This is a genomic window from Streptomyces sp. NPDC096310, from assembly GCF_044763125.1.
GTDB lineage: Bacteria > Actinomycetota > Actinomycetes > Streptomycetales > Streptomycetaceae > Streptomyces.
In genome coordinates this window covers 505,361-524,411 of sequence record NZ_JBIWFO010000001.1, presented here as the reverse complement: position 1 = coordinate 524,411, position 19,051 = coordinate 505,361, and the positions used below count along the sequence as shown (strand labels likewise).

Genomic DNA, 19,051 nt, shown 5'->3' with positions numbered 1-19,051 from the left:
GTGTCCGCCCCGGGGCCCGCCGGGTTCAGGCGGGCACATCCCCTTCCAGGAGCTTGACCAGTTCGGCCACGAGTGCGGGCGCCTCCCGCTTCAGCGCGACGATGTCCATCCCCTCGTCGCCCAGGATGGAGAGGAGCGCCCGGTCGCCCACCGCGAGGACGATGATCTGCCCGGCCGCGCAACGGATGACCACATCGCGGAGGGCGCCCGCGTCGGCCTGCTGCGCCATGCGCTGGCCGAGTCCCAGGGTGGCCGCGGCGAGCGCGGCCACGGACTCCGGCTGGAGTGTGTCGGTGTCGGCGGCGACCATCAGGCCGTCGGCGGTGGACAGAACGCTCTCCGACGCCCCCAGCACCCGTTCCCGCAGCGAGGCCAGAACTTCGACGAGGGGCGTGACGGACGAGTCTGCGTGCATGGTTTCGCTCCTTGGTGATGATCCGGCAGCGGTTGCCGTGGGGCGTTCTACAAGGCTTCGGCCGCGTACCTCGGCCGGGGCTCCGAGCCGTCCGTCGTGTGCTGAGGTCTTACGTGGTGCTGGGGGTCAGTGGAGTTCCTGGGGACCCGAGCGCTCCGGTGCTGTCGCTCCGCCGGGTGACGGCGGCGCCACCCCCGGCTTGACGCCCGCTGCCCACTGGGGGCGGGGGCCCGGCACCCGGCGCGGCAGGGATCCGGCCGGTGGTGGCGCCGCCGAGGGTCCGTCGCCCGCACCGGCGCCCGGGACGCGCGGCGCGGTGCTCGGCCTGCCCGCCGGGCGCCGGTCGCCTTCCCACTGGACGAGTTCGAGGTCGTCCATCCTGATCAGATCCACCATCACGGCGAACAGCCCACGGCCGAGGAAGAAGGCGAGATCGCGCGGTGTCCGGCGGCCGTTGGCGATGGCGAGGAGCGCGGTGTGGCGCGGCGCAAGCCGGCCCGCCGCCCGCTCGGCGGTCGCCGAGGGCCGCAGCCGGGTCCTCGCCAGTTCGCCCGGCGCTCCCCAGCGGCCGGTGACGAACGCCAGCCGCCGCGCGGTCTCCTCGGCGACGGACTGGGGCTGCGCGGGATGGCCCGCGAGTACGGTCTGGGTGGGCCCGCCCACCTCCCAGCCGTCCGGCCGGGTGAGCGCCATCGCAAAGGCGCCCTCGTACATCGTCGCGGTGCAGAGGACCTCCAACTCGGTCTCGCCCACCAGCCCCTGACCGACGAGGGCCGCCCCGAGGCCGTCCATCCCCCGGGCCGCCGCGAGGGCCGCCGCCCACCCCTCGTCGTCGATCCGGCCCGACTTCAGCAGGGCGGACTCGACCGAGGGGGTCCCGGGGGTTTCGATCGCGCTGATCAGGCCGTTCCTGAGGTGAATCGTTCCGCCAGGCGCTCCGGAGACCGACACCGTACCGCTGTGGCGCTCCTGTTGCAGCCGTACGAGCAACGCCGTGACATTGCGTGGCGCACCGCTCATGCGAGCACACCTTCCGCGTGCTCCGCGAGCCGGCGCATCGCCAGGGCGAGATTCGTCCGGTCGCGGTCCAGCGCCGCGACCAGCAGCACGGGGTCGCCCGCGCGCCTCACCGCCTGCACCACGTGGTACCGGCGCACGCTCGTCACGATCACGCTCTCCAGCTCGCTTTCGTTCCCCGCCCGGTCCACCTGGGAGGCGATCGCGGCCGTGAGTTCGGCCGTCTCCCCGCCGTCCCCGACCTCGGCGGCGTCTCCGACCACGCAGTACGTAAGACCGGTGACCGCGTCCACCAGCGCGGCCCCTGTCATCCCTGGCATCTCCATGAGCCGGGAGAGGGACGATTCGATCGCTGACACGTACATCCCTTCAGGTGACGGCTGATTTCACAGTACTCTAGTCTTCAACTAGTCCCCTGGTGACCAGGTTTGGCATTATTTCGTCCGCAAAGTTTCGGCTCTTTTAGATCTTCCAGAACAGGACCACACGATGAACCTTGAGACCGCGCTCAAAGAAGCCATGGCGATCGACGGCGCGCTCGGGGTGGCCGTGGTCGACTACGAGAGCGGATTGTCACTCGGAACGCTGGGCGGGGACCAGGGGCTCGATCTGGAGGTCGCGGCGGCGGGGAACACCGAGGTCGTGCGCGCCAAGATCCGCACCCTCGCGACGCTGGACATCGACGACACCGTGGTCGACATCCTGATCACCCTCGGCAAGCAGTACCACCTGATCCGGCCGCTGCTGTCCACCCACGGATCGCTCTTCCTCTACCTCGCGCTCGACCGCACCCGCGCCAATCTCGCGCTGGCCCGCCACAACCTCAAGCGGATCGAGACGGAACTCGCGATCTGAGGGCACGGCGACGGGTCGACGCGGGGACGGTGGATGGACGAGCGGCCGGACGGCTGGATACGGGTGCCGGTGGGCGCCGGATCGGCGCGGTGGACGACGCGCGGGCGGTGCCGACTGGTGCTGTTCGTCGTGCACAACGTGACCTCGGCGACCCGACTGCTGGACGTCCTCCCGCTGTTCAGGGACGACCTGCGGATACAGATGCTGGCCACCTGCACGGGGTCGTCACCGTTCCAGGCCGGGGTGGCCGAGCTGCTGGCGGAGACCGGCGTGCCGGTGCTGCCGTGGGAGCAGGCGGTCGCCCTCCCGGTGGACCTGGCGATCTCGGCCAGTTTCGGCGGCCAACTCCATTGCCTCACAGGGAAGTTGGCCATCCTCTCGCATGGCGTTGGCTATAATAAGAGGCTGGCCACACCGGACACCGGACACCGGACACCGGACACCGGACACCGGACACCGGACGGCCTTCGGCCGAGGCGGATGCGGATGCGGATGCGGATGCGGACGGGGACGGGGACGCGCGGAACTCCGGTGCGGCGCACCCGGTGTTCGGTCTCTCTCCGGAGTGGCTGCTCGCCGACGGCACACCGGTCGCGGACTCCCTGGTCCTCTCCCATCCCGAGCAGGTGGAGCGGTTGCGCGCCGCCTGTCCGGAGGCGGTTCCCACCGCCGTCCTCGCCGGTGATCCCTGCTTCGACCGTATGCTGGCCGCCCTGCCGTACCGCGAGCGCTTCCGCCGGGCCCTCGGTGTCCGCCGTGGCCAGCGGCTCGTCCTGCTGAACTCGACCTGGAACCCGGACTCCCTCTTCGGGGACAGTGGGGCCGAGGACGTACTGCCGTCCCTGCTGCCGCGCCTCACGGCGGAGCTGCCCGCCGACACCTACCGGGCGGCCGCCGTGCTGCACCCCAACATCTGGCACGGTCATGGCCCCGGGCAGGTCCGCGCCTGGCTGGATCGGGCGCGGCGGGGCGGTCTGGCGCTGGTGGACCCCCTGGACGGGTGGCGTCAGGCGCTGATCGCCGCCGATGTGATCATCGGGGACGCCGGTTCGGTGACCTATTACGGGGCCGCCCTCGGCACCCCGGTACTGCTGGGCGCGGCCTCGGCGGACGGCCTCGACCCGGTGTCGCCGGTGGCCGCGTTCGTACGGCGGGCGCCCCGGCTCTTGCCCCACGTCTCACTCCGGTCCCAGCTGGAGGCGCTGCTGGACGGACGGCCCGGTCATCGGCCGGCCACCGAGCCGGAACCAGGACCGGCCGCGCTGGTCACCTCGGTTCCCGGCGCGGCGGCGGCCCTGCTACGGCGCCACTTCTACGCGCTCATCGGCCTCCCCGAGCCCGCCGATCCCGCGCTGCTGGACCCTCTGCCGCTGCCGCCCTACGAGCCGGTCACCCGAACGGCGCCGCTCCGGGTGGTGACCCGGCTGCTCGGCGCGGGTGAGATCGAGGTGGTCCGGTACGCGGATCCGCGCGCGGAGCCCGGGGACGACGGGGACGCGCACACCGCCGTACACGAGGACACCCTGGACCCCGGGCGGCTCGCGCTGGCGGATGTGATCTTCCGGTACGGCGCCGCGGACGACCCCCGGTTCGGCGGCCCCGAACGGTGGACCGATGAGGTGCTGGCACGTCATCCGCACTGTGCCCTGGCGGCGTTCGTCGCCGAGGGCGGGGTGTGTACGGTCCGGACCCGTGCCGGATCGCTGCTGCGGCTCTCCGGTCATGCCCCGGACGGGCCGCTGTCCGGGGTGGACCCGGCCGCCGGTGTCTCCGCCCTCCATGCCTGGCTGGCCGGAGGAGGGACGCTGGAGCGACTGACGGCGCACGGAATGACCGTAAGGACCGGCGCGGGCGCCAGCCGGGTGTCGGTCACCCCGGCCGCCCCGGACGCCCCGGATGTCCCGGGCGCACCGGTCATTCCTGGGCGCTGAGGCAGCGCTCGCGCAGGGCGCGCAGATGCGTGAGGTGGTGGGCGGCCTTCTCCTTGTCGAGGGTGGCCGTCGCCTCGTCGATCAGCGGCAGGGCGTTCTCCGGGTGCCCCTCGGCGAGACAGGTCTCGGCCAGGTCGGTGAGCGTCCGGGCCGCGTTGTACGGGTCGGCGGCGGCCCGGAAGAAGCCGAGCGCCGACTCCAGGCGCTCCCTGGCCCCGGGGAAGTCGCCGAGGCCGCGCAGAGCCCTGCCCCGGTGCCGCTCCAACAGGGCGCGGGCGCGCGGCAGATCGCGGGCGCCCTCGCCGTCGGGATCCACCTCGTCCAGGACCGTGTTCGCCTCGTCGAAAGACGCGTACGCCTCCTGGAAGCGCCATTGCCGCAGCCGCAGCAGCCCCAGCGACTCTACGGCGGACGCCTGCCCGCGCCGGTGCCCGGCCTGCTCCTCGGCCCGGACGGCAGCGGTCAGATGGGACTCGGCCTCCTCGTACTCCCACAGCTCCATCAGATTCAGCGCCAGCAGTACATGCATACGCCCGGCCATCCGGGATCCGGGGTGATGGGCGTCGACCACTCGTGCCCCCGCCCGGAGCGCCGGAAGGATCTCGTCGTGGTGGCCCGCCTTGAGCTGGAGCGGCCAGAGGGCCTGGCAGAGCTGGTAGACGGTGTCGGGGTCGCCGGACTCCTCGGCGGCCAGGACCGCCTGGACGAGGTTGCCCAGCTCGGCGCGGAGCGCGGTGAGCGCATCGCCCTCATCGGCGTACGGGCCGGCGCTGCCCGCCAGCTCGTCGTAGAGCGGGCCGATCGCCCAGGCCTGCGGCAGGGCGGCGAGCCTCGCCCGCACCGCGAGGCGCAGATACCACCGCACCGTGCCGGTCATGGCCGCCGAGCAGGCCGCGATGCCGTCCGTACGGAAGGCGGTCTCCTCCGCGTGGCCACGGACCGCGGGGCGGTAGCGGTAGCGGTCGGTGTCCGTCCGCTCCAGCAACTGGCCGTCCGCCAGCGCCCCGAGGGTCCGGGCCGCCTCGGCCTCCGGTATCCCCGCGATCTGGCCGACGACATCCGGTCCGAGCGCGGGCCACTCCCGTAGCGACATCAGCCGGTAGACCCGTGCCGCGCCGGGCTCCAGCCCTCGGTACGCCACCTCGGCGGCGGTACGGACAGGATCGTGACCGGTCATGGAAGCAGCCTCCTCCGTACGGTGCCGGGCCGGCGCCGGGCCGGACGGCGACGCGGCCCCCAGCACCGGCTCCGGCTCCGAGAGAAGAGGCGCGGCCGCCCGCAAGGCGTACGGCGACCCGCCGCACCGCTCCAGCACACGGGGCAGCACGCCGCGGGCCGCCGTCATGGTCCCGCTGCCCGCGAGGTCCGTGAGCAGTCGGCGCGCGTCCTTGTCGGACAGCGGTCCGACGGGAACGGGCACCGCGTCCAGTCCGGGCAGCGGCCGACGCGCCACCACCACCGTGAACACCTCTGGCGCGGAGGTCACCAGCGGCTGGACCTGCGCGGAGGAGTGCGCGTGGTCGAGCACGACGAGCAGCCGCCGGTCGGCCACGCAGCGCCGGAAGGAAGCGCGCCGGTCCGCCGCGCTCGGTGGGATGTCGTCCTGGTCCATGCCCAACTGGAGCAGGAGACCGCGCAGCGCCACGGCGCTGTCGAGCGCGGTCCCCGCGGAGGCGCCGCGCAGGTCCGCGTAGAGCTGGCCGCCGGGGAACCGCGCCGCTTCCCTGCACCCCCAGTGGACGGCCAGAGCGCTGGTGCCGATGCCCTCGGGACCGTGGATCAGGGCGAGCCTGGGGCGTCCGTCGGCCTTGCGCGAGGCCTCCCGCTCCAGCAGCCGCATCGGACCCTGACGGTCCGTGAAGAACCGTATGGAGGGCGGCAGTACGGGTATGCCGTGCGCCGTCGCGGGGAGAGGGGCCGTACGGGCGAACGCCGCCCAGGCACGGGCCAGCGCGGGATCGTCGCGGACGCTCTCATGGACGAGACGGGCCACGGCGGACAGCTCGGCCGGTCCCGTCGGCGCCGTCACCTCCTGCCCGACGATGCGCCGCACCAGGCCGCCGGCCGATTCCCAGGCCCACTTCCCCGCCTCGTTGGCCATCCCCGCGCCCACGGCGCCCAGCACCGCGGTGATCGCCGCCAGCGACATGGGATCCAGCATGTGTCCGCTCCCCCGCTCCCCTGATCTGTGGTCCGGCGTCGGAGCACGCCTCGCACCACGGTTCGGGATCAACGGTAGTCCTGATCAGGGCCCTTCGGGCAAGGTTGGCGACTACTCGCAACACCGCGTACGGAACGTGGCATTCAGGAATGCCCGCCGCCGTGGAGGGAAGAGGAGCGCGCGAACGCGCCGGGCCGAGCGGGCCCGGCCCCCTCTCCCCCGTCCCGGCCCCGCGGCGCCGGGTACCGGCCGGTATCAGGCGAGTGCGGCCGTACGCGCTGATACTGGCGCCATGACCCGACACGGAGAGCTGGGCACGGCCCTGCACCGCTGGCGTGACCGGATCGCCCCGGCGGAAGCCGGGCTGCCCGCGGACGAGCCCGCACGGACGGGCGGGCTGCGCCACGAGGAGCTGGCCCGGCTGACCGGCCTGTCCGTGGACTATCTCGTCCGGCTGGAGGAGGGGCGGGCCACCTCCCCCTCCGTGCAGGTGCTCACCTCGCTGGCGTGCGCCCTGCGGCTCTCCGACGACGAGCGCCGCCATCTCTTCCTGCTCGCCGGACAGTCCCCGCCCGCCGTGGGCCGGGTCCCCGACCACGTTCCCGCCAGCGTGCGGCGGCTGCTCGGGCGGCTCGCGGGGACCCCCGTCGGGGTCCATGACGCGTCCTGGAACCTGATCACCTGGAACCCGCTGTGGGCCGCCCTGCTGGGTGACCCCGCGCAGGCCCCGCCGCGCGGGCGCAACGCCGCCTGGCAGCACTTCACGGGCGGGCCCAGCCGGATCGTCCACACCGTGGAGCAGGAGGCCGGGTTCGAGGCGGCGCTCGTCGCCGATCTGCGGGCGGCCACCGTCCGCTACCCGACCGATGTACGGCTGCGCTTCCTCATCGGTGAGCTGCGGCGCGTCAGCAGCCGCTTCGCGGGGCTCTGGAACTCCCGGATCTCCGACGCCCACACCACCGGGACCTGGACCGTCCATCACCCGGACGTCGGGCCCGTGACGGTCGATCGCGACACGCTCACCGTGCCGGGGTGCGACCTGCGGATCGCCGCCTACTCGGCCGCGCCCGGGACCGGCGCCGCCGACAAGCTCGCTCTGCTGGACGTCATCGGCACGGACGTCATCGGCACGGACGCCACCGGCACCGGAGGGGGCGCACAGCCGCCCGCACAGGAGCCGGGCTCCGGCACAGGTCCCGCAGCCGACCCCGCGCCCGCCGAGCGCTGACCTCCCCGCCTCCTCACCCGTTCGGGCGCACGGCCCCGAGGGGCCGACCGGGGCGGTGATACATCCGGTCGGCCCACGCGGGGGGCGCGCGCGCCGGTCCGTTCCTACCGTGGCCGAATGATCACCAGATCCGTGATGCGTTCCGCGCTCTCCGGCACGGCGGCTCTCGCCGCCGGCGTGCTGGTTCTCCTGCCGGCGTCCCACCCGGCCGCCGCGGATTCCCGTACCGATCCGGTCGTACGGGCCCCGGGCCTGCCCGCGGGCGCCGCGATCGCCGTCGCGGGCGCCCCCGGCACCCAGGCCCCACCCGGCGCTCCGGGCGCTCCGGGCGCTCCCGCCGCTCCCGCCCCGAGCGGTTCGCCCGCCCCGGGCGGCGCGTCCTCCCCCGGCCGCTCGGCCGCCCCGTCCACGCCCGCCCGCCCCGGCGCGGCCCCCGCCGCCGCCGCCCTGGACGGTTCGCTGCTGCGCCGCGACGGCGTCCAGGTGCTGCCCGCGCGGGGCACCCCCGCGCCGCCCGAGCTCTCCGCGTTGTCCTGGCTGGTCGCCGACGCCCGGACGGGTGAGGTGCTCGCCGCGCGCGACGCGCACCGCAAGCTGCCGCCCGCCTCCACCCTCAAGACGCTCTTCGCCGTCACCACGCTGCCGCGCCTGTCCGCGCACGCCGAACACCTGGTCACGGACGAGGAACTGGACGACATCGGTCCGGGCAGCAGCCTGGTGGGGGTCGTCCCCGGCGTCCGGTACGAGGCGGCCGACCTGTGGCGGGGCGTCTTCCTCAGCTCCGGCAACGACGCCGTACGCGTCCTCTCCGAGATGAACGGCGGCCTGGACACGACGGTCAAGCAGATGCGGGACAAGGCGAAGCTGCTCGGCGCGCTCGACACGCATGTGGTCTCCCCCGACGGCTACGACGCCCCGGGCCAGGTCTCCTCGGCGTACGACCTGGCGGTCTTCGGCCGTACGGGGCTGGCCTCGCCCGACTTCGTCCGGTACAGCTCGACGCTCGACGCCGAGTTCCCCGGTTACGGCGGCACCTTCGGCATCATGAACACCAACCGGCTGCTGACCGGCGCCGACGGGGTCGAGGCGTATCCGGGGCTGATCGGAGTCAAGAACGGCTACACCACGGACGCCGGCTACACCCTGGTCGCCGCCGCCCGGCGCGGCGACCGCACCCTGCTGGTGACGGTGATGAACCCGCAGTGGGGCGGCGTCCACGCCGTGTACGAGGAGGCCAGGGAGCTGCTGGACTGGGGGTTCGGCGCGCAGGGCCGGGTGACCCCGGTGGGCTCGCTCCAGCCGCCCCCGGCGCCCCTGCCGCCGCACCCGACGGTGGAGGCCGCGGGCCCGGAGCCGGGTCCCGTCGAGAACGCCGTACGGGCCCACCCCGTACCGTCGACGACGCCCGCCGTGCACGCGCGGGCGGCCGGGCCCGGGGCGGGGGGCGTTCTGCCGGTGGCGTTCATCGGTGCGGCCGCCCTCTCGGCGCTCGCGCTCTTCCTCGTACGGCGCGGGGCGGCCCGGGGCGGCCGGGACAGGTGACGCGGGGCGCGGCGGCTACCAGTGGGCGGGGCGCACGAGAGACGGCGGCAGCCTGGTGCCCGTATCGCCGCGTGCCGCGTTGACCTGGGTCTGGACGAGGAAGATGCTGCCCGTCAGATCGGCGCCGCGCAGATCGGTGTCCCGGAGGTCGGCCCCGATCAGATCGGCCAGCCTGAGGTCGGCGCCGCGCAGATCGGCGGCGATCAGATACGCCCCGCGCAGGTCAGCGCCGCGCAGATCGGCGCCCCTGAGCCGGGCGCCGAAGAGGTCGGCGCCCCTGCGGTTCTTCTTCTTGCCCTTGACCTGGGCGCGGACGAGTTCGCTCGTCCGCAGCAGCAGGGGGTTGACGGCGGCGCGGCGGGCCGCGACGTCCAGGGCCAGCAGGGTGGCGGGGTCGGCGAGGGTGAGGCGTTCGGTCTCCTCCAGGGCGGTGCGGAGCTCACCGTGGAGTGCGCGGGCCGGTTCCAGGGTGAGGGCCTCGGTCAGATAGCGCAGGAGTTCCTGGAGCTGGCGCACCACCGGGAGCAGCGCGAACATCGCGTCGGCGGTGCCCGGGGCCTGCCGCCAGTCCTGTCCGCCGTAGGTGATCCGGGAGATCTTCTGGCCGGCGCCGAAGCAGTCGTAGACCGTGCACCCCTGGAAGCCGCGGGGGCGCAGCTCGCGGTGGACGGAGCAGCGGAAGTCCGTACGGAGATGGGAGCAGGGCTCCCCGGCGGCTTTGTCCACGGGGAAGTCGGCCGAGGCGGAGAAGGTCAGGGCGACGCAGCACAGTCCGAAGCAGTTCGCGCAGTCGGCCCGCAGCCCCGGGTCGTCGAGTGCGGCGTCGCCGGAGCTGTGGGTGGTGCGATCGGGCTGGTGGGACAAGGGGGCCGGTCTCCTGTCACGGAAGGGGGTGCGGTCAGAGCCTACTGGCAGCACTCCCGCCGGCCCCGTCCTCCCCGTGCCCGTCCTCCTCCATGCCCCGCGCGCCCCCGCACGCCTCGGACCCGCACACCTCCCGCCCGTGGCTCCGGTGTCTCAGCGCTGCGCGTGATGGGACTCCATCGCCCGGCGCGCCCGGGCCGCCAGTCCGTCGGCGCCGCAGCTCTCGGCGAGTTCGAGCCCGCAGGACAGTTCGGCGTGGAACCCGGAGGCGATGCCGTACTCGACCCGTGCGACGGCGCGTTCGTACGCGCAGGGCGACGCTTCGAGATGCGCGACGGCCTGGGCGAGCAGTTCGACCCGCTCCGCGCCCTCCCGCAGGGAGGCGGTGCAGCAGAGCGCCACCCCGATAGCGGTGTGGGTGCCGAAGCGTTCGGCGCGGTCCCGGGCGTACGAGGCGAGGTGGGCCGCGCGGCGCGGGTCCTCGTCGGCGAGCGCCCGCGCGAGGTCGAGCGACCAGGGGGCCATGACGACGTTGTGCCGTCCCCGGGCCCGCAACGCCTGCCCGGCAGCGTCCAGTTCGGCGACGGCCTCGTCCTTCCGGCCGAGGGCGAGCAGCAGCCGGCCGCGGACCGAGGGGGCGTCGGGGATGACGATCGTGGAGGAGTACGGCGGCGCGAACGCGTACCGTTCGGCGGCCTCCGCGGCCTCGTCGACATGACCGCGGGCGAGCAGGGTGTCGATGAACATGCAGACGGCGTCCCAGTTCACCGGCAGGCCGTTGCCGACCCGGTCGGCCATGCGCAGGCTCTCGCGCAGATACATCTCGGCGTCGGCGAGCCGGCCGCGCCTGCGGTGGACGTAGCCGACCAGGGCGTGGGCGAAGGCGAGATGGCCGCCGTTCCAGCCGGAGATCTCGAAGGCGCGCAGCGCCTCGGTGAACAGGCTCTCGGCGCGGTCGAGCCGGTCGGCGAAGGCGTACGAGAGCCCGAGGAGGGCCGGGGGTTCGAAGCCCCACCCCTGGTCGGCCCAGCCGACGCCGGGCGGCAACGCGCCGTCCCTCAGGGCCCGTTCGCCGATCTGGACGATTTCTTCGGCGCTCTCGCCGCGGGCCGTTCCGTCGAAGGCGCGCAGCATCAGCAGGACGCGTTCGGCGTTGTCCCGTCCGGTGAGCGGAGCCGCCGTACGGGCGAGGCGGCGCGAGCGGTCCGCACCGTCCTCCTCTATGGCCTGGACACCCTCCCAGAGGAAGTGCGCGGCCTGGAGCCGCATCCTGGCGGGTCCGTCCCCGGTACGGGCGACCTCGGTGGCCACGACATGGGCGGCGTCGCCGGTCTGGTTGTTGTGCGTCAGGGCCTGCGCGAGCCGGAACACCACGTCGACGCGGAGCGCGTCGCCGAGGTGCGGGGTGTCGAGTGCGGCGCGCAGGTGTCCGACGGTGGTGGCGGGCGAGGTGAGCAGGGTGGCGCAGCCCAGCTCGTACAGCAGGGGTCCCCGGACGGTGGACAACGGCGGTTCCGCCAGGGCGCGTTCGAGGCAGCGGCGGGCGGCGTCGGGGGCTCCGACCGCGAGATGTTCGGCGGCGGCCTCGCGTAACTGCTCGACCAGTTCGGGGTCGCCGTCGGGGTGCACTTCGAGAAGGTGGGGCGCCGCGGCGGCGGCTCCCCGGCCGCTGCGGGAGACCGCCCAGGCGGCGAGGCCGTGCATGGCGGCGCGTACGGCGGACGGGATGGCGCGGTAGACGGCCCCGGCGATCAGCGGATGGACGAACTCCAGCGGGTCGCTGCCGACGAGGATCCGCGCGGTGCGCAGCCGCTGCGCGCACTCGGCGGCCTCCTCGTCGCTCATGCCCGCGAGGGAGATGGTCAGGTCGAGGGAGATGTCGGTGCCGAGGATCGCGGCGGCCCAGGCGAACCGGGTGGCGGCCGTGCCCAGTTCCTCCAGCCGGGCGATGAGTCCGGTGCCGCGCGCCGAGGCACCGAGGGCGCGCAGTTCCCCGGCGTTGCCGCCGACCGGGGCGATCGCGCTGTCCCGTACCTTGGCGAGGAGTTCGACGGTCTCGTACGCGTTGCCGCCGGTCACCTCCCACACCTCGCGGCAGAACGGGTCGTCCGCGTGCTCCCCGAGCCCGGCGCGCGTGAGCCCGGCCGTGGCGTCGGGGGTGAGTTCGCGGAGGGTGACCAGCAGTCTGGCCGCCGTGCCCAGCGTCCTGAGGTGTTCCTCGGCCTCGCCGAGGGCTTCCTCGGTGCGGTAGCCGACGACCACCAGGACGGGCAGGGCGCGTCCGGGGCGCCGTGCGAAGGAGGCGAGCCAGGCCAGGGTCTCCAGGTCGGCCCACTGCGCGTCGTCCACGGTGAGCAGGAGCGGGCCGTGGACCTCGGCGAGCCGTTCGACGAACGCGTCGAGGCCGTCCCTGACGCCCTGCGGGGCGGCCGGCTGGTCACCGGGCGGCAGTATGCCGAGCGCGGGGCCGACGATCTCGTACCGCTCGCCGAGCAGGGCGGCCGCGTCGACGTACCCGTCGTCCTCATCCGGCTCCGCGCACTCGCCCTGCCCGTCCGGTGTCCCGGCGACGACGAGTGCGGGCTGGAGGAGTTGCCGTACGACATGGAACGGTACGGAGGTCAGGCTCTCGCCGCCGCGCGCCGACCATACGGCGCAGCGCCCGGCGGCGAGCCGGCGTACTTCGGAGAGCAGCGCGGTCTTGCCGAGCCCGGCGGCGCCCCGGTACACGAGGACCCCGCCCGACGGCGCGGCTCCACACAGCGCGTCCACCGCGCGGGCCGCGGCGGCCAGTTCGGGTTCACGCTCCAGCAGCGGGAGAGCGCCCATCTGCTCCGGCGGATGCACCGGCATCCCTCCCCTCCCTCTCGGACAGCGCCCAGGTCACGTGACGAGCCTAGACCCGCAGCGCACCGAGTGGACCCGAATATGCATGAATTCGGCTGTTCGACTGCACATCGACGCGAAAAGGGGTAAGGGAGCCCGTGGACCGCGGTGACTCAGCCGGTGACGGTGATGTCGTCCGTCGTCCAGGCCGCCGCCCGGTCGCTGAGGGAGAGGCCGAGGCCCGGGCGGCCGGGGACGGTCATACGGCCTCGGGACTGGTGGGCTCGCATGTTGAGGTGTCGCGTATTCCTCGTTGAAGTGGGTCCTGGCGTCACCGTGTGTGGTCGCCGGGGGCGTATCGGCTCCACGTGCCTCCGGCTTCGGTGACGAGGCGGGTGGCGGTCTTGTCGTGGTAGTCGAGGGCCTTCGCGATGACAGGGGCGGGGGCTTGGAAAACGAGTTGGCGGATCGCGGAGGTCCTGCCGCGCTGTGGCGGGACGCCGATCTCCCGTAGGTGGACTTGGAGAGGCTGACCGGGTTCACGGGGGCGGAATCGGCGATTGCGCTCCCCTGCCGTCCCCATCGCGGTCATCGACGGCCGGCAGAAGCGCTGACGCCTCAAGATCATTACATTGCCGGGCATGTCTGTGCCCGTCCCAGCGTCATCCACCGCATGGGTGCAGGGCTCGACGCGCCGCGAGTCGCACTGACACAGATCGTCAACTGATTGATTCTCACGGGTCTGGTCGCTGTCCCGGTCCTGCGTAGAGTTCCAAGAAGGCGGCAGTGCGGCATTTGCGCACTCGATCCGTTGCCGCGCCGAGTGTTCAGGCGTATCCACGAGAGAAGGAAACACACCCCCTATGCGCGCCCTTGTGGTCGATCACAGTGAGGCCGGACCCATCCGGTTCGCCGATGTCGATGAGCCCGTGCCGTCCACCGGTGAGGCGTTGGTGGAGATCCGGCACATCGGTCTCAACTTCGGAGAGCTGAATTACGTGCACCAGTGGCCGGCCGGCGCTGTGCACGGTCACGACGCGGCCGGCGTCGTGGTGCGCGGCGCATCCGACGGCTCGGGGCCACCCGAAGGTACGCGCGTCGCAGTGGGAATGGCTCCCCACGCGTGGGCGGAGCGGGTGGCAGTCAGCCCGGCCTCGCTCGGCACCGTCCCCGAGGGCGTGGACCTGGCCGACGCCGCCGCGCTGGGGATCGCCGGAGTCACCGCACTCCGGGTGCTGCGCAAGCGTTCCCTGCTGGCGCGCAACGTTCTGGTCACCGGCGCCAGCGGGGGCGTGGGGCACTTCGCCGTCCAGCTGGCTGCGCTGGCGGGCGCCCGGGTGACGGCACTCGTCGGTTCGCCGGAGCGGGCCGCCGGGCTCCGTGAACTCGGGGCCGACAAGGTCCTGACCGACCTGGCCGAGACCGGGGACCGGTTCGACCTCGTCCTGGACACGGTCGGCGGGCCGCTGGTGGCCCAGGCGTGGAGTTCCCTCGCCGAGGGAGGCACCATCCACCTGGTCGGTTACTCCTCGGGGCAGGAAACCACCTTCCCGTCAGGGGCCTTGTTCGGCTTCGGTGAGCCCCGCAGCATCGCCACCTACGGCGACATGACGCCGACCGGCGGGGAGCTGACGGACCTGCTGGGCCTCATGGCCGCCGGGAGGCTCTCGGCACCGGTCGGACTGCGAGGCGACTGGCAGGGCGTGGACGACGCCGTCCAGGCGCTGTTCGCGCGGAAGGTGCACGGGAAGGTCATTCTTGACGTGGCCTGACGCTGTGGACGAGGACACATGCGCCGTCGCCCGCCGATGGGCGGGTCGCGGCGGTGGACGAGAATGGACCCATGGATGTGCTGGCGGAGGTCTTGCGTGTTTCGGGTGCGCGTGGGGCGCTCGGGGTCATGCTGAAGGCCGGAGGAACCTGGGGCCTGTGGCTGGACTCCTATCCAGGAGCGGCACTGCACGTGGTGTCGCGCGGCACTATGTGGCTCCACGTCACAGGCGAGAAACCTCTTCAGGTGCAGGCCGGAGACGCCGTCCTGGTGTCGCCGGGCACCGCACACGGGATAGCCGGCGGCGCCGACGTGACGATGGGTTCCTGCGACCGTGAGGCGGCGGCCCGGGCTTTTGGCGATGGCCGGGCCCTGCGGCTGGGCTCGGCGCCGGTGCAGACGGAAGTGATCGTCCTGCACTATGAGCAGGATCCGGAGGTGCGCACACCGGTGCTTACCTCCCTCGCCCGGCCGATGCACGTCACAGCCCGCCAGAACGCGCAGTTCGGAAGGACCGCCGAACTTCTCGCTGCGGAGCTCGCACAGCCGCAGATCGGCACCACCGCCGCCATCAACAGCATCGTCGACCTTCTGCTCGTCCAGTTCGTACGCGCCTGGCTGGCCCGCCACCCGCAGGAGCAGTCCGGCTCATGGCTGGGAGCGATGCGTGATCCGGTCGTGCGCGACGCCCTGGCATGTGTCCACGCCCAACCGGAACACCCCTGGACCACGGAGACCCTGGCCGCTGCGACGAGCGTCTCCCGGGCGACGCTGTCCAGGCGTTTCCGGTCCGCCCTCGGACAGACGCCGGGCGCGTACGTGACGCAGTGGCGCATCGACCTGGCGTCCGTCCGGCTCCGCGATACCGATGAGCCGGTCGAGTCGATCTCCGGCGCGGTCGGCTACGCCTCTCCGCACTCTTTCAGCCGTGCCTTCAGACGTGCCCGAGGCACGGCCCCGGGCGAGTACCGTTCTCGACTTCGCAAGTGATCCGGCCTCGGGACTGATGAGATCGCATGTTGAGGTGTCGTGTATCCCTCGTTGAGGCCGTGCCTGGTGTCACCGTGTGTGGTCGCCGGAGGCGTATCGGCTCCAGGTTCCGGCGAGCGGGCCACGGGCGCCCTGGACCGGGGGCCGGCGATCCTGACGCATGTGGCCAGGACGCGCGGCGCCTCGACCCCCGAGATCGCCCAGGCGCTGGGGCTGACCCGCAGCACCGCGTACCGGCTGGTCGACCGGTTGCACGAGCAGGGGTGGCCGGCGCACGGCCCGGCCGCAGGAAAGTGGCGGCTCGGCTCGGCGGCGGTACGGCTGGCGTCCGCCGCGGTGGCGTCGACCAACCTCCGGGACGCGGCGGCCCCCGCCCTGTGCAAGCTCGCCGAACTCACCCAGGAGACCGTCAGCCTCGGTGTGCCCAACGGGCTGACGATGGTGTTCGTCCACCGGGAGCGCGGGACGCGGCCCGCCGCCGTCACCGCCGAACTGGGCGCCTCCCGCCCGCTGCACTCGACGTCCTTCGGCCGCGCCTATCCGGCGGCGCTGCCGCAGCCCAACCAGGAGGAGACGCCGATCGAGCTGGTGCGCTCGCCGCTGTCGCCGGTGACGGCGGCGACCGTCTCGGATCTGCACGCCGCGATCGAGCGGACCCGGAGGCGCGGCTGGTCGCAGGACCTGCGGGAGTTCGACGAGTCGAGCTGCTCCTGCGGCGCGGCCGTCCACGACCACACCGGCCTGCCGGTCGCCTGCATCAGCGTGGCGGGCGTGGCCGAGCGGATGGAGCCGCTCGTCCCGACGTACGGCCCGGTCGTGGCCCAGGTCTGCCGGGAACTGTCGGCGGATCTCGGCTACCTGCCGCCCGCCACCTGACCCGGACGGAGCGGGCCGGCGCCCCCGGCGGCGCTCAGCACCGGGTTGGCGAGGCGTCCGATCCCCTCGACCTCCGATTCCAGCAGGTCTCCGGGGCGCAGGGCGCGCCGTGGGGTCATGTAGTCGCCGCAGGCCGCCGGGGTCCCGGTGAGCACCACGTCCCCGGGCGGAGTGTGAAGAACCGGCCGAGGTAGGCGATCAGTTCGGGGATCCGGAAGACCATGTCGGCCGTCGTGCCGTCCTGCCGTCCTGGACACACTCGCCGTTGACCCAGGTACGGACCCGCAGCGCGTGCGGGTCGGGGATCGCGCCGGCGGTGACGACGAGGGGGCCGAGCGGGCAGAAGGTGTCCAGGCCCTTGCCGCGCACCCACTGCCCGTCGCTCTCCTGGAGGTCGCGCGGAGATGTCGTTGGCGACGGTGTAGCCGAAGATGTCCCGCGGCGCGTCCTCTTCGGTGACATGGCGCGCCTCGGTGCCGATGACGACGGCGAGTTCGGTCTCCCGGTCGAGGCGCCGGGTCAGCTCGGTGTCGAAGACGATCGACTCACCCGTGCCGATGACACTGGAGGAGAGTTTCGGGAAGAGACAGGGCTCGCCGGGTGTCTGCCGCCCCATCTCCGCGATGGTTTCACGGTAGTCGAGGCCGATCCCGTGGAGTGTGGCCGGAGGGTACGGGAGGACGGGCCCGCCAGAGCCACCGGCCGGGCCGCGATCGTCGATCCGGTCGGTGCCGTCGACCGGATCGCCGTCCCCGGCCGGCAGGACACCGTCGGCGATGACACCGGCGAGCGTGGCCGAGGGCGGCGCGAGCCGCCACGCGCCGTCGGTGTCCGGCCCGTTGACGAGCCGTCGCCGTCCCCGGTGGATGAGTGTGGCCAGGCGCATGAGGATGATTCCCCGGGGAAGAGTCGGGCGTGCTCGCCGCCACGGCGGCAAGGACGTACCGTCCAATGGGACATGGTTCCAGTTACGGAGGTGGGCGGCCGACGGCGCCGTCGGAATCCGGGACATCCTCCGCCACCTTCTCTCTCCTTTCCGCCGAGGAGTCGGAGAGGAAGAACACCGCGCACGCCGCCACGGGGGAGAACGCCACCAGGGCGATGAGCCCCCAGGGCGTGCTGCCTGTCCGCTCCTGCACCAGACCGAATCCGTACGGTCGACGCATCCGCCGAGCTTGGCGATCGAATCGATGCGCGCGACGGCCATGCCGACCGCCATCGGACGCACGATCCCCTGCACGATGGACCAGAAGATCGGGCTGATGCTCTTGAATCCCGTCACGGCCACGCACAGCATCACCAGGGCGATGACCGGCGCACTCACCGCCGCCGTGTAGGAACCGACCGGCCAAGCGCACCCCGAAGTCCTATTCATTGAGATTCCGTTCCGCTGATCGGCACTCGGTGCCGTGAGATTCGCGTCGTACGGTGTCAAGGCCCGTGACAGGCCCGTTGGGGCGGAGTGGGGAGCACGCCGACGAGAGCCCGCACGGGGCTGCCGCACAGACATCACGAGTCGTCAACAGGGCCTCCACACCCCCGTACCGCTGTGACAAACTCGCCGGTATGGCACCGGTCGTCGGGGGTGGAGTGTGAGCGAACCTCGGTCTGCGCCCACCATCGGGCAGCTCGTTCTCGGCAGACAGCTCCAGTCACTCCGCGAGCGGGCCGGACTCAGCCGGGAGCAGTCGGCGCGGCTGCTCCGGGTCACCGCCGCCACCGTCCGCAGGATGGAGACCGCCGAGGTCTCCCTCAAGATCCCCTATCTCCAGTTCCTGCTCCCGGAGTACGGGCTCGGCCCCGAGGACACCGAGGTCTTCCTGCGACTGGCCGAGGAGGCCAACAAGCCCGGCTGGTGGCAGCGGTTCCATGACATACTCCCCGACTGGTTCAGCGGGTACGTCAGCCTCGAAGAGGCCGCGAAGACCATCCGCTCGTACGAGCCGCACTTCGTGCCGGGCCTGCTCCAGACCGAGGAGTACGCGCACGCGGTCCTGGCCACGGGGGCGGTCGGCCGGACCACCGACCCGCACCGGATCGAGCGCCATGTCGCCCTGCGGATGGAGAGACAAGCGCTGCTCACACGCCCCGACGCCCCCGCCTTCTGGGCCGTCCTCGACGAGACGGTGCTCCGCCGGCCCGTCGGCTCGAAGGCCGTGATGCGGGCCCAGATCGACCGGCTGATCGAGACGCTCGAACTGCCGAACGTGACACTCCAGATAGCCGAGTTCGGCGCCGGGCCGCACCCCGGTACGTACAGCCCGTTCGTCCTGTTCCGCTTCGACATCCCCGAAGTGCCCGACATGGTCTACATCGAGTACCTGACCGGGGCGCTCTATCTGGACGAGGCCCACGAGGTGTCCGCGCACATGCAGGCGATGGACCGGATGGTCACCCACGCGGAACCCGCGAACCACACGAAACAGCTCCTGGCCGCCTTCCGCCGGGAACTCTGAGCCCGTCCCCCTGAACGGGCGGCCGGGAGCGCCGGACACCACCGCGGGCCGGACACGCCGAGGGGGCCGGCCGGCTTCTCCTCCGGTCGGCCCCCTCGTACGCGGGCCCTGCGGCCCGG

General features: G+C 72.9%; 17 protein-coding genes and 1 pseudogene. 9 read left to right on the top strand and 9 right to left on the bottom strand.

What is annotated here, in order from left to right; all coding sequences use genetic code 11:
• Positions 1–25: 25 nt before the first annotated feature.
• The 3 genes from ACIQ7D_RS02005 to ACIQ7D_RS01995 form a co-directional block, all read right to left on the bottom strand.
• Entirely contained in the window at positions 26–415 is a 390-nt protein-coding gene (locus ACIQ7D_RS02005; protein ID WP_403932454.1) for a roadblock/LC7 domain-containing protein, read from the bottom strand.
• A gap of 126 nt (positions 416–541) precedes the next feature.
• Positions 542–1,435, bottom strand: a complete 894-nt coding sequence (locus tag ACIQ7D_RS02000) for a hypothetical protein (protein ID WP_403932451.1) — start codon at positions 1,433–1,435, stop codon at positions 542–544.
• Positions 1,432–1,797: a hypothetical protein gene (locus tag ACIQ7D_RS01995; RefSeq protein WP_403932448.1), complete on the bottom strand. Its 366-nt coding sequence runs from the start codon at positions 1,795–1,797 to the stop codon at positions 1,432–1,434. The genes ACIQ7D_RS02000 and ACIQ7D_RS01995 overlap by 4 nt, the downstream gene beginning before the upstream one ends.
• Before the next feature lie 124 nt (positions 1,798–1,921).
• Here ACIQ7D_RS01995 and ACIQ7D_RS01990 point away from each other — a divergent pair, with 124 nt between their 5' ends.
• Positions 1,922–2,287: a hypothetical protein gene (locus tag ACIQ7D_RS01990; protein WP_403932446.1), complete on the top strand. Its 366-nt coding sequence runs from the start codon at positions 1,922–1,924 to the stop codon at positions 2,285–2,287.
• Between the two features lie 545 nt (positions 2,288–2,832).
• Positions 2,833–4,218, top strand: coding sequence for a hypothetical protein (locus ACIQ7D_RS01985; protein WP_403932443.1), 1,386 nt, complete (start codon positions 2,833–2,835; stop codon positions 4,216–4,218).
• Here the strand turns inward: ACIQ7D_RS01985 and ACIQ7D_RS01980 are convergent.
• Entirely contained in the window at positions 4,202–6,379 is a 2,178-nt protein-coding gene (locus tag ACIQ7D_RS01980) for a tetratricopeptide repeat protein (protein WP_403932441.1), read from the bottom strand. The two genes, ACIQ7D_RS01985 and ACIQ7D_RS01980, sit on opposite strands and share 17 nt — an antisense overlap.
• A gap of 292 nt (positions 6,380–6,671) precedes the next feature.
• Between ACIQ7D_RS01980 and ACIQ7D_RS01975 the strand changes: the two genes are divergently transcribed.
• Together ACIQ7D_RS01975 and ACIQ7D_RS01970 are read left to right on the top strand one after the other, a co-directional pair.
• Positions 6,672–7,607: a helix-turn-helix transcriptional regulator gene (locus ACIQ7D_RS01975; protein ID WP_403932438.1), complete on the top strand. Its 936-nt coding sequence runs from the start codon at positions 6,672–6,674 to the stop codon at positions 7,605–7,607.
• A 117-nt stretch (positions 7,608–7,724) separates the two neighbouring features.
• Positions 7,725–9,149, top strand: coding sequence for a D-alanyl-D-alanine carboxypeptidase family protein (locus ACIQ7D_RS01970; protein WP_403932435.1), 1,425 nt, complete (start codon positions 7,725–7,727; stop codon positions 9,147–9,149).
• 15 nt (positions 9,150–9,164) lie between these two features.
• Here ACIQ7D_RS01970 and ACIQ7D_RS01965 read toward each other — a convergent pair whose 3' ends face one another.
• Together ACIQ7D_RS01965 and ACIQ7D_RS01960 are read right to left on the bottom strand one after the other, a co-directional pair.
• Complete coding sequence (locus ACIQ7D_RS01965; protein ID WP_403932433.1) at positions 9,165–10,013, bottom strand: pentapeptide repeat-containing protein; 849 nt, start codon at positions 10,011–10,013, stop codon at positions 9,165–9,167.
• Between the two features lie 153 nt (positions 10,014–10,166).
• Entirely contained in the window at positions 10,167–12,866 is a 2,700-nt protein-coding gene (locus ACIQ7D_RS01960; protein ID WP_403932430.1) for an AAA family ATPase, read from the bottom strand.
• Between the two features lie 836 nt (positions 12,867–13,702).
• On the opposite strand from ACIQ7D_RS01960, the gene ACIQ7D_RS01955 reads away from it, so the two are divergent.
• From ACIQ7D_RS01955 to ACIQ7D_RS01945, 3 genes are all read left to right on the top strand, one after another.
• Complete coding sequence (locus ACIQ7D_RS01955; RefSeq protein ID WP_403932427.1) at positions 13,703–14,611, top strand: zinc-binding dehydrogenase; 909 nt, start codon at positions 13,703–13,705, stop codon at positions 14,609–14,611.
• A 71-nt stretch (positions 14,612–14,682) separates the two neighbouring features.
• Positions 14,683–15,600: a cupin domain-containing protein gene (locus ACIQ7D_RS01950; protein ID WP_403932425.1), complete on the top strand. Its 918-nt coding sequence runs from the start codon at positions 14,683–14,685 to the stop codon at positions 15,598–15,600.
• A gap of 39 nt (positions 15,601–15,639) precedes the next feature.
• The gene (locus ACIQ7D_RS01945) at positions 15,640–16,476 is read left to right on the top strand and encodes an IclR family transcriptional regulator (RefSeq protein ID WP_403932423.1); all 837 of its coding nucleotides are present in this window, start codon (positions 15,640–15,642) and stop codon (positions 16,474–16,476) included.
• On the opposite strand, the gene ACIQ7D_RS01940 is transcribed toward ACIQ7D_RS01945, so the two are convergent.
• The 3 genes and pseudogenes from ACIQ7D_RS01940 to ACIQ7D_RS01930 form a co-directional block, all read right to left on the bottom strand.
• Positions 16,455–16,595, bottom strand: coding sequence for a hypothetical protein (locus tag ACIQ7D_RS01940; RefSeq protein ID WP_403933769.1), 141 nt, complete (start codon positions 16,593–16,595; stop codon positions 16,455–16,457). The genes ACIQ7D_RS01945 and ACIQ7D_RS01940 overlap by 22 nt on opposite strands.
• 79 nt (positions 16,596–16,674) lie before the next feature.
• A pseudogene (locus tag ACIQ7D_RS01935) lies at positions 16,675–17,092 on the bottom strand (fumarylacetoacetate hydrolase family protein).
• Positions 17,093–17,444: 352 nt separating this feature from the next.
• Positions 17,445–17,642, bottom strand: a complete 198-nt coding sequence (locus ACIQ7D_RS01930) for a hypothetical protein (protein WP_403932420.1) — start codon at positions 17,640–17,642, stop codon at positions 17,445–17,447.
• Between the two features lie 9 nt (positions 17,643–17,651).
• Between ACIQ7D_RS01930 and ACIQ7D_RS01925 the strand changes: the two genes are divergently transcribed.
• Together ACIQ7D_RS01925 and ACIQ7D_RS01920 are read left to right on the top strand one after the other, a co-directional pair.
• Positions 17,652–17,813, top strand: coding sequence for a hypothetical protein (locus ACIQ7D_RS01925; RefSeq protein WP_403932417.1), 162 nt, complete (start codon positions 17,652–17,654; stop codon positions 17,811–17,813).
• 255 nt (positions 17,814–18,068) lie between these two features.
• Positions 18,069–18,932 carry a helix-turn-helix domain-containing protein gene (locus tag ACIQ7D_RS01920; RefSeq protein ID WP_403932414.1) on the top strand — a complete coding sequence of 288 codons (864 nt, stop codon included), beginning with the start codon at positions 18,069–18,071 and terminating at the stop codon, positions 18,930–18,932.
• Positions 18,933–19,051 lie beyond the last annotated feature (119 nt).

Bases quoted from the DNA above. Each gene is read 5' to 3' on its own strand.
- ACIQ7D_RS01990 (WP_403932446.1), top strand. From the start codon at position 1,922: ATGAACCTTGAGACCGCGCTCAAAGAAGCCATGGCGATCGACGGCGCG.
- ACIQ7D_RS01970 (WP_403932435.1), top strand. From the start codon at position 7,725: ATGATCACCAGATCCGTGATGCGTTCCGCGCTCTCCGGCACGGCGGCT.
- ACIQ7D_RS01930 (WP_403932420.1), bottom strand. From the start codon at position 17,642: ATGCGTCGACCGTACGGATTCGGTCTGGTGCAGGAGCGGACAGGCAGC.
- ACIQ7D_RS01975 (WP_403932438.1), top strand. From the start codon at position 6,672: ATGACCCGACACGGAGAGCTGGGCACGGCCCTGCACCGCTGGCGTGAC.
- ACIQ7D_RS01950 (WP_403932425.1), top strand. From the start codon at position 14,683: ATGGATGTGCTGGCGGAGGTCTTGCGTGTTTCGGGTGCGCGTGGGGCG.
- ACIQ7D_RS02000 (WP_403932451.1), bottom strand. From the start codon at position 1,435: ATGAGCGGTGCGCCACGCAATGTCACGGCGTTGCTCGTACGGCTGCAA.
- ACIQ7D_RS01940 (WP_403933769.1), bottom strand. From the start codon at position 16,595: ATGACCCCACGGCGCGCCCTGCGCCCCGGAGACCTGCTGGAATCGGAG.
- ACIQ7D_RS01960 (WP_403932430.1), bottom strand. From the start codon at position 12,866: ATGCCGGTGCATCCGCCGGAGCAGATGGGCGCTCTCCCGCTGCTGGAG.
- ACIQ7D_RS01955 (WP_403932427.1), top strand. From the start codon at position 13,703: ATGCGCGCCCTTGTGGTCGATCACAGTGAGGCCGGACCCATCCGGTTC.
- ACIQ7D_RS01995 (WP_403932448.1), bottom strand. From the start codon at position 1,797: ATGTACGTGTCAGCGATCGAATCGTCCCTCTCCCGGCTCATGGAGATG.
- ACIQ7D_RS01980 (WP_403932441.1), bottom strand. From the start codon at position 6,379: ATGCTGGATCCCATGTCGCTGGCGGCGATCACCGCGGTGCTGGGCGCC.
- ACIQ7D_RS02005 (WP_403932454.1), bottom strand. From the start codon at position 415: ATGCACGCAGACTCGTCCGTCACGCCCCTCGTCGAAGTTCTGGCCTCG.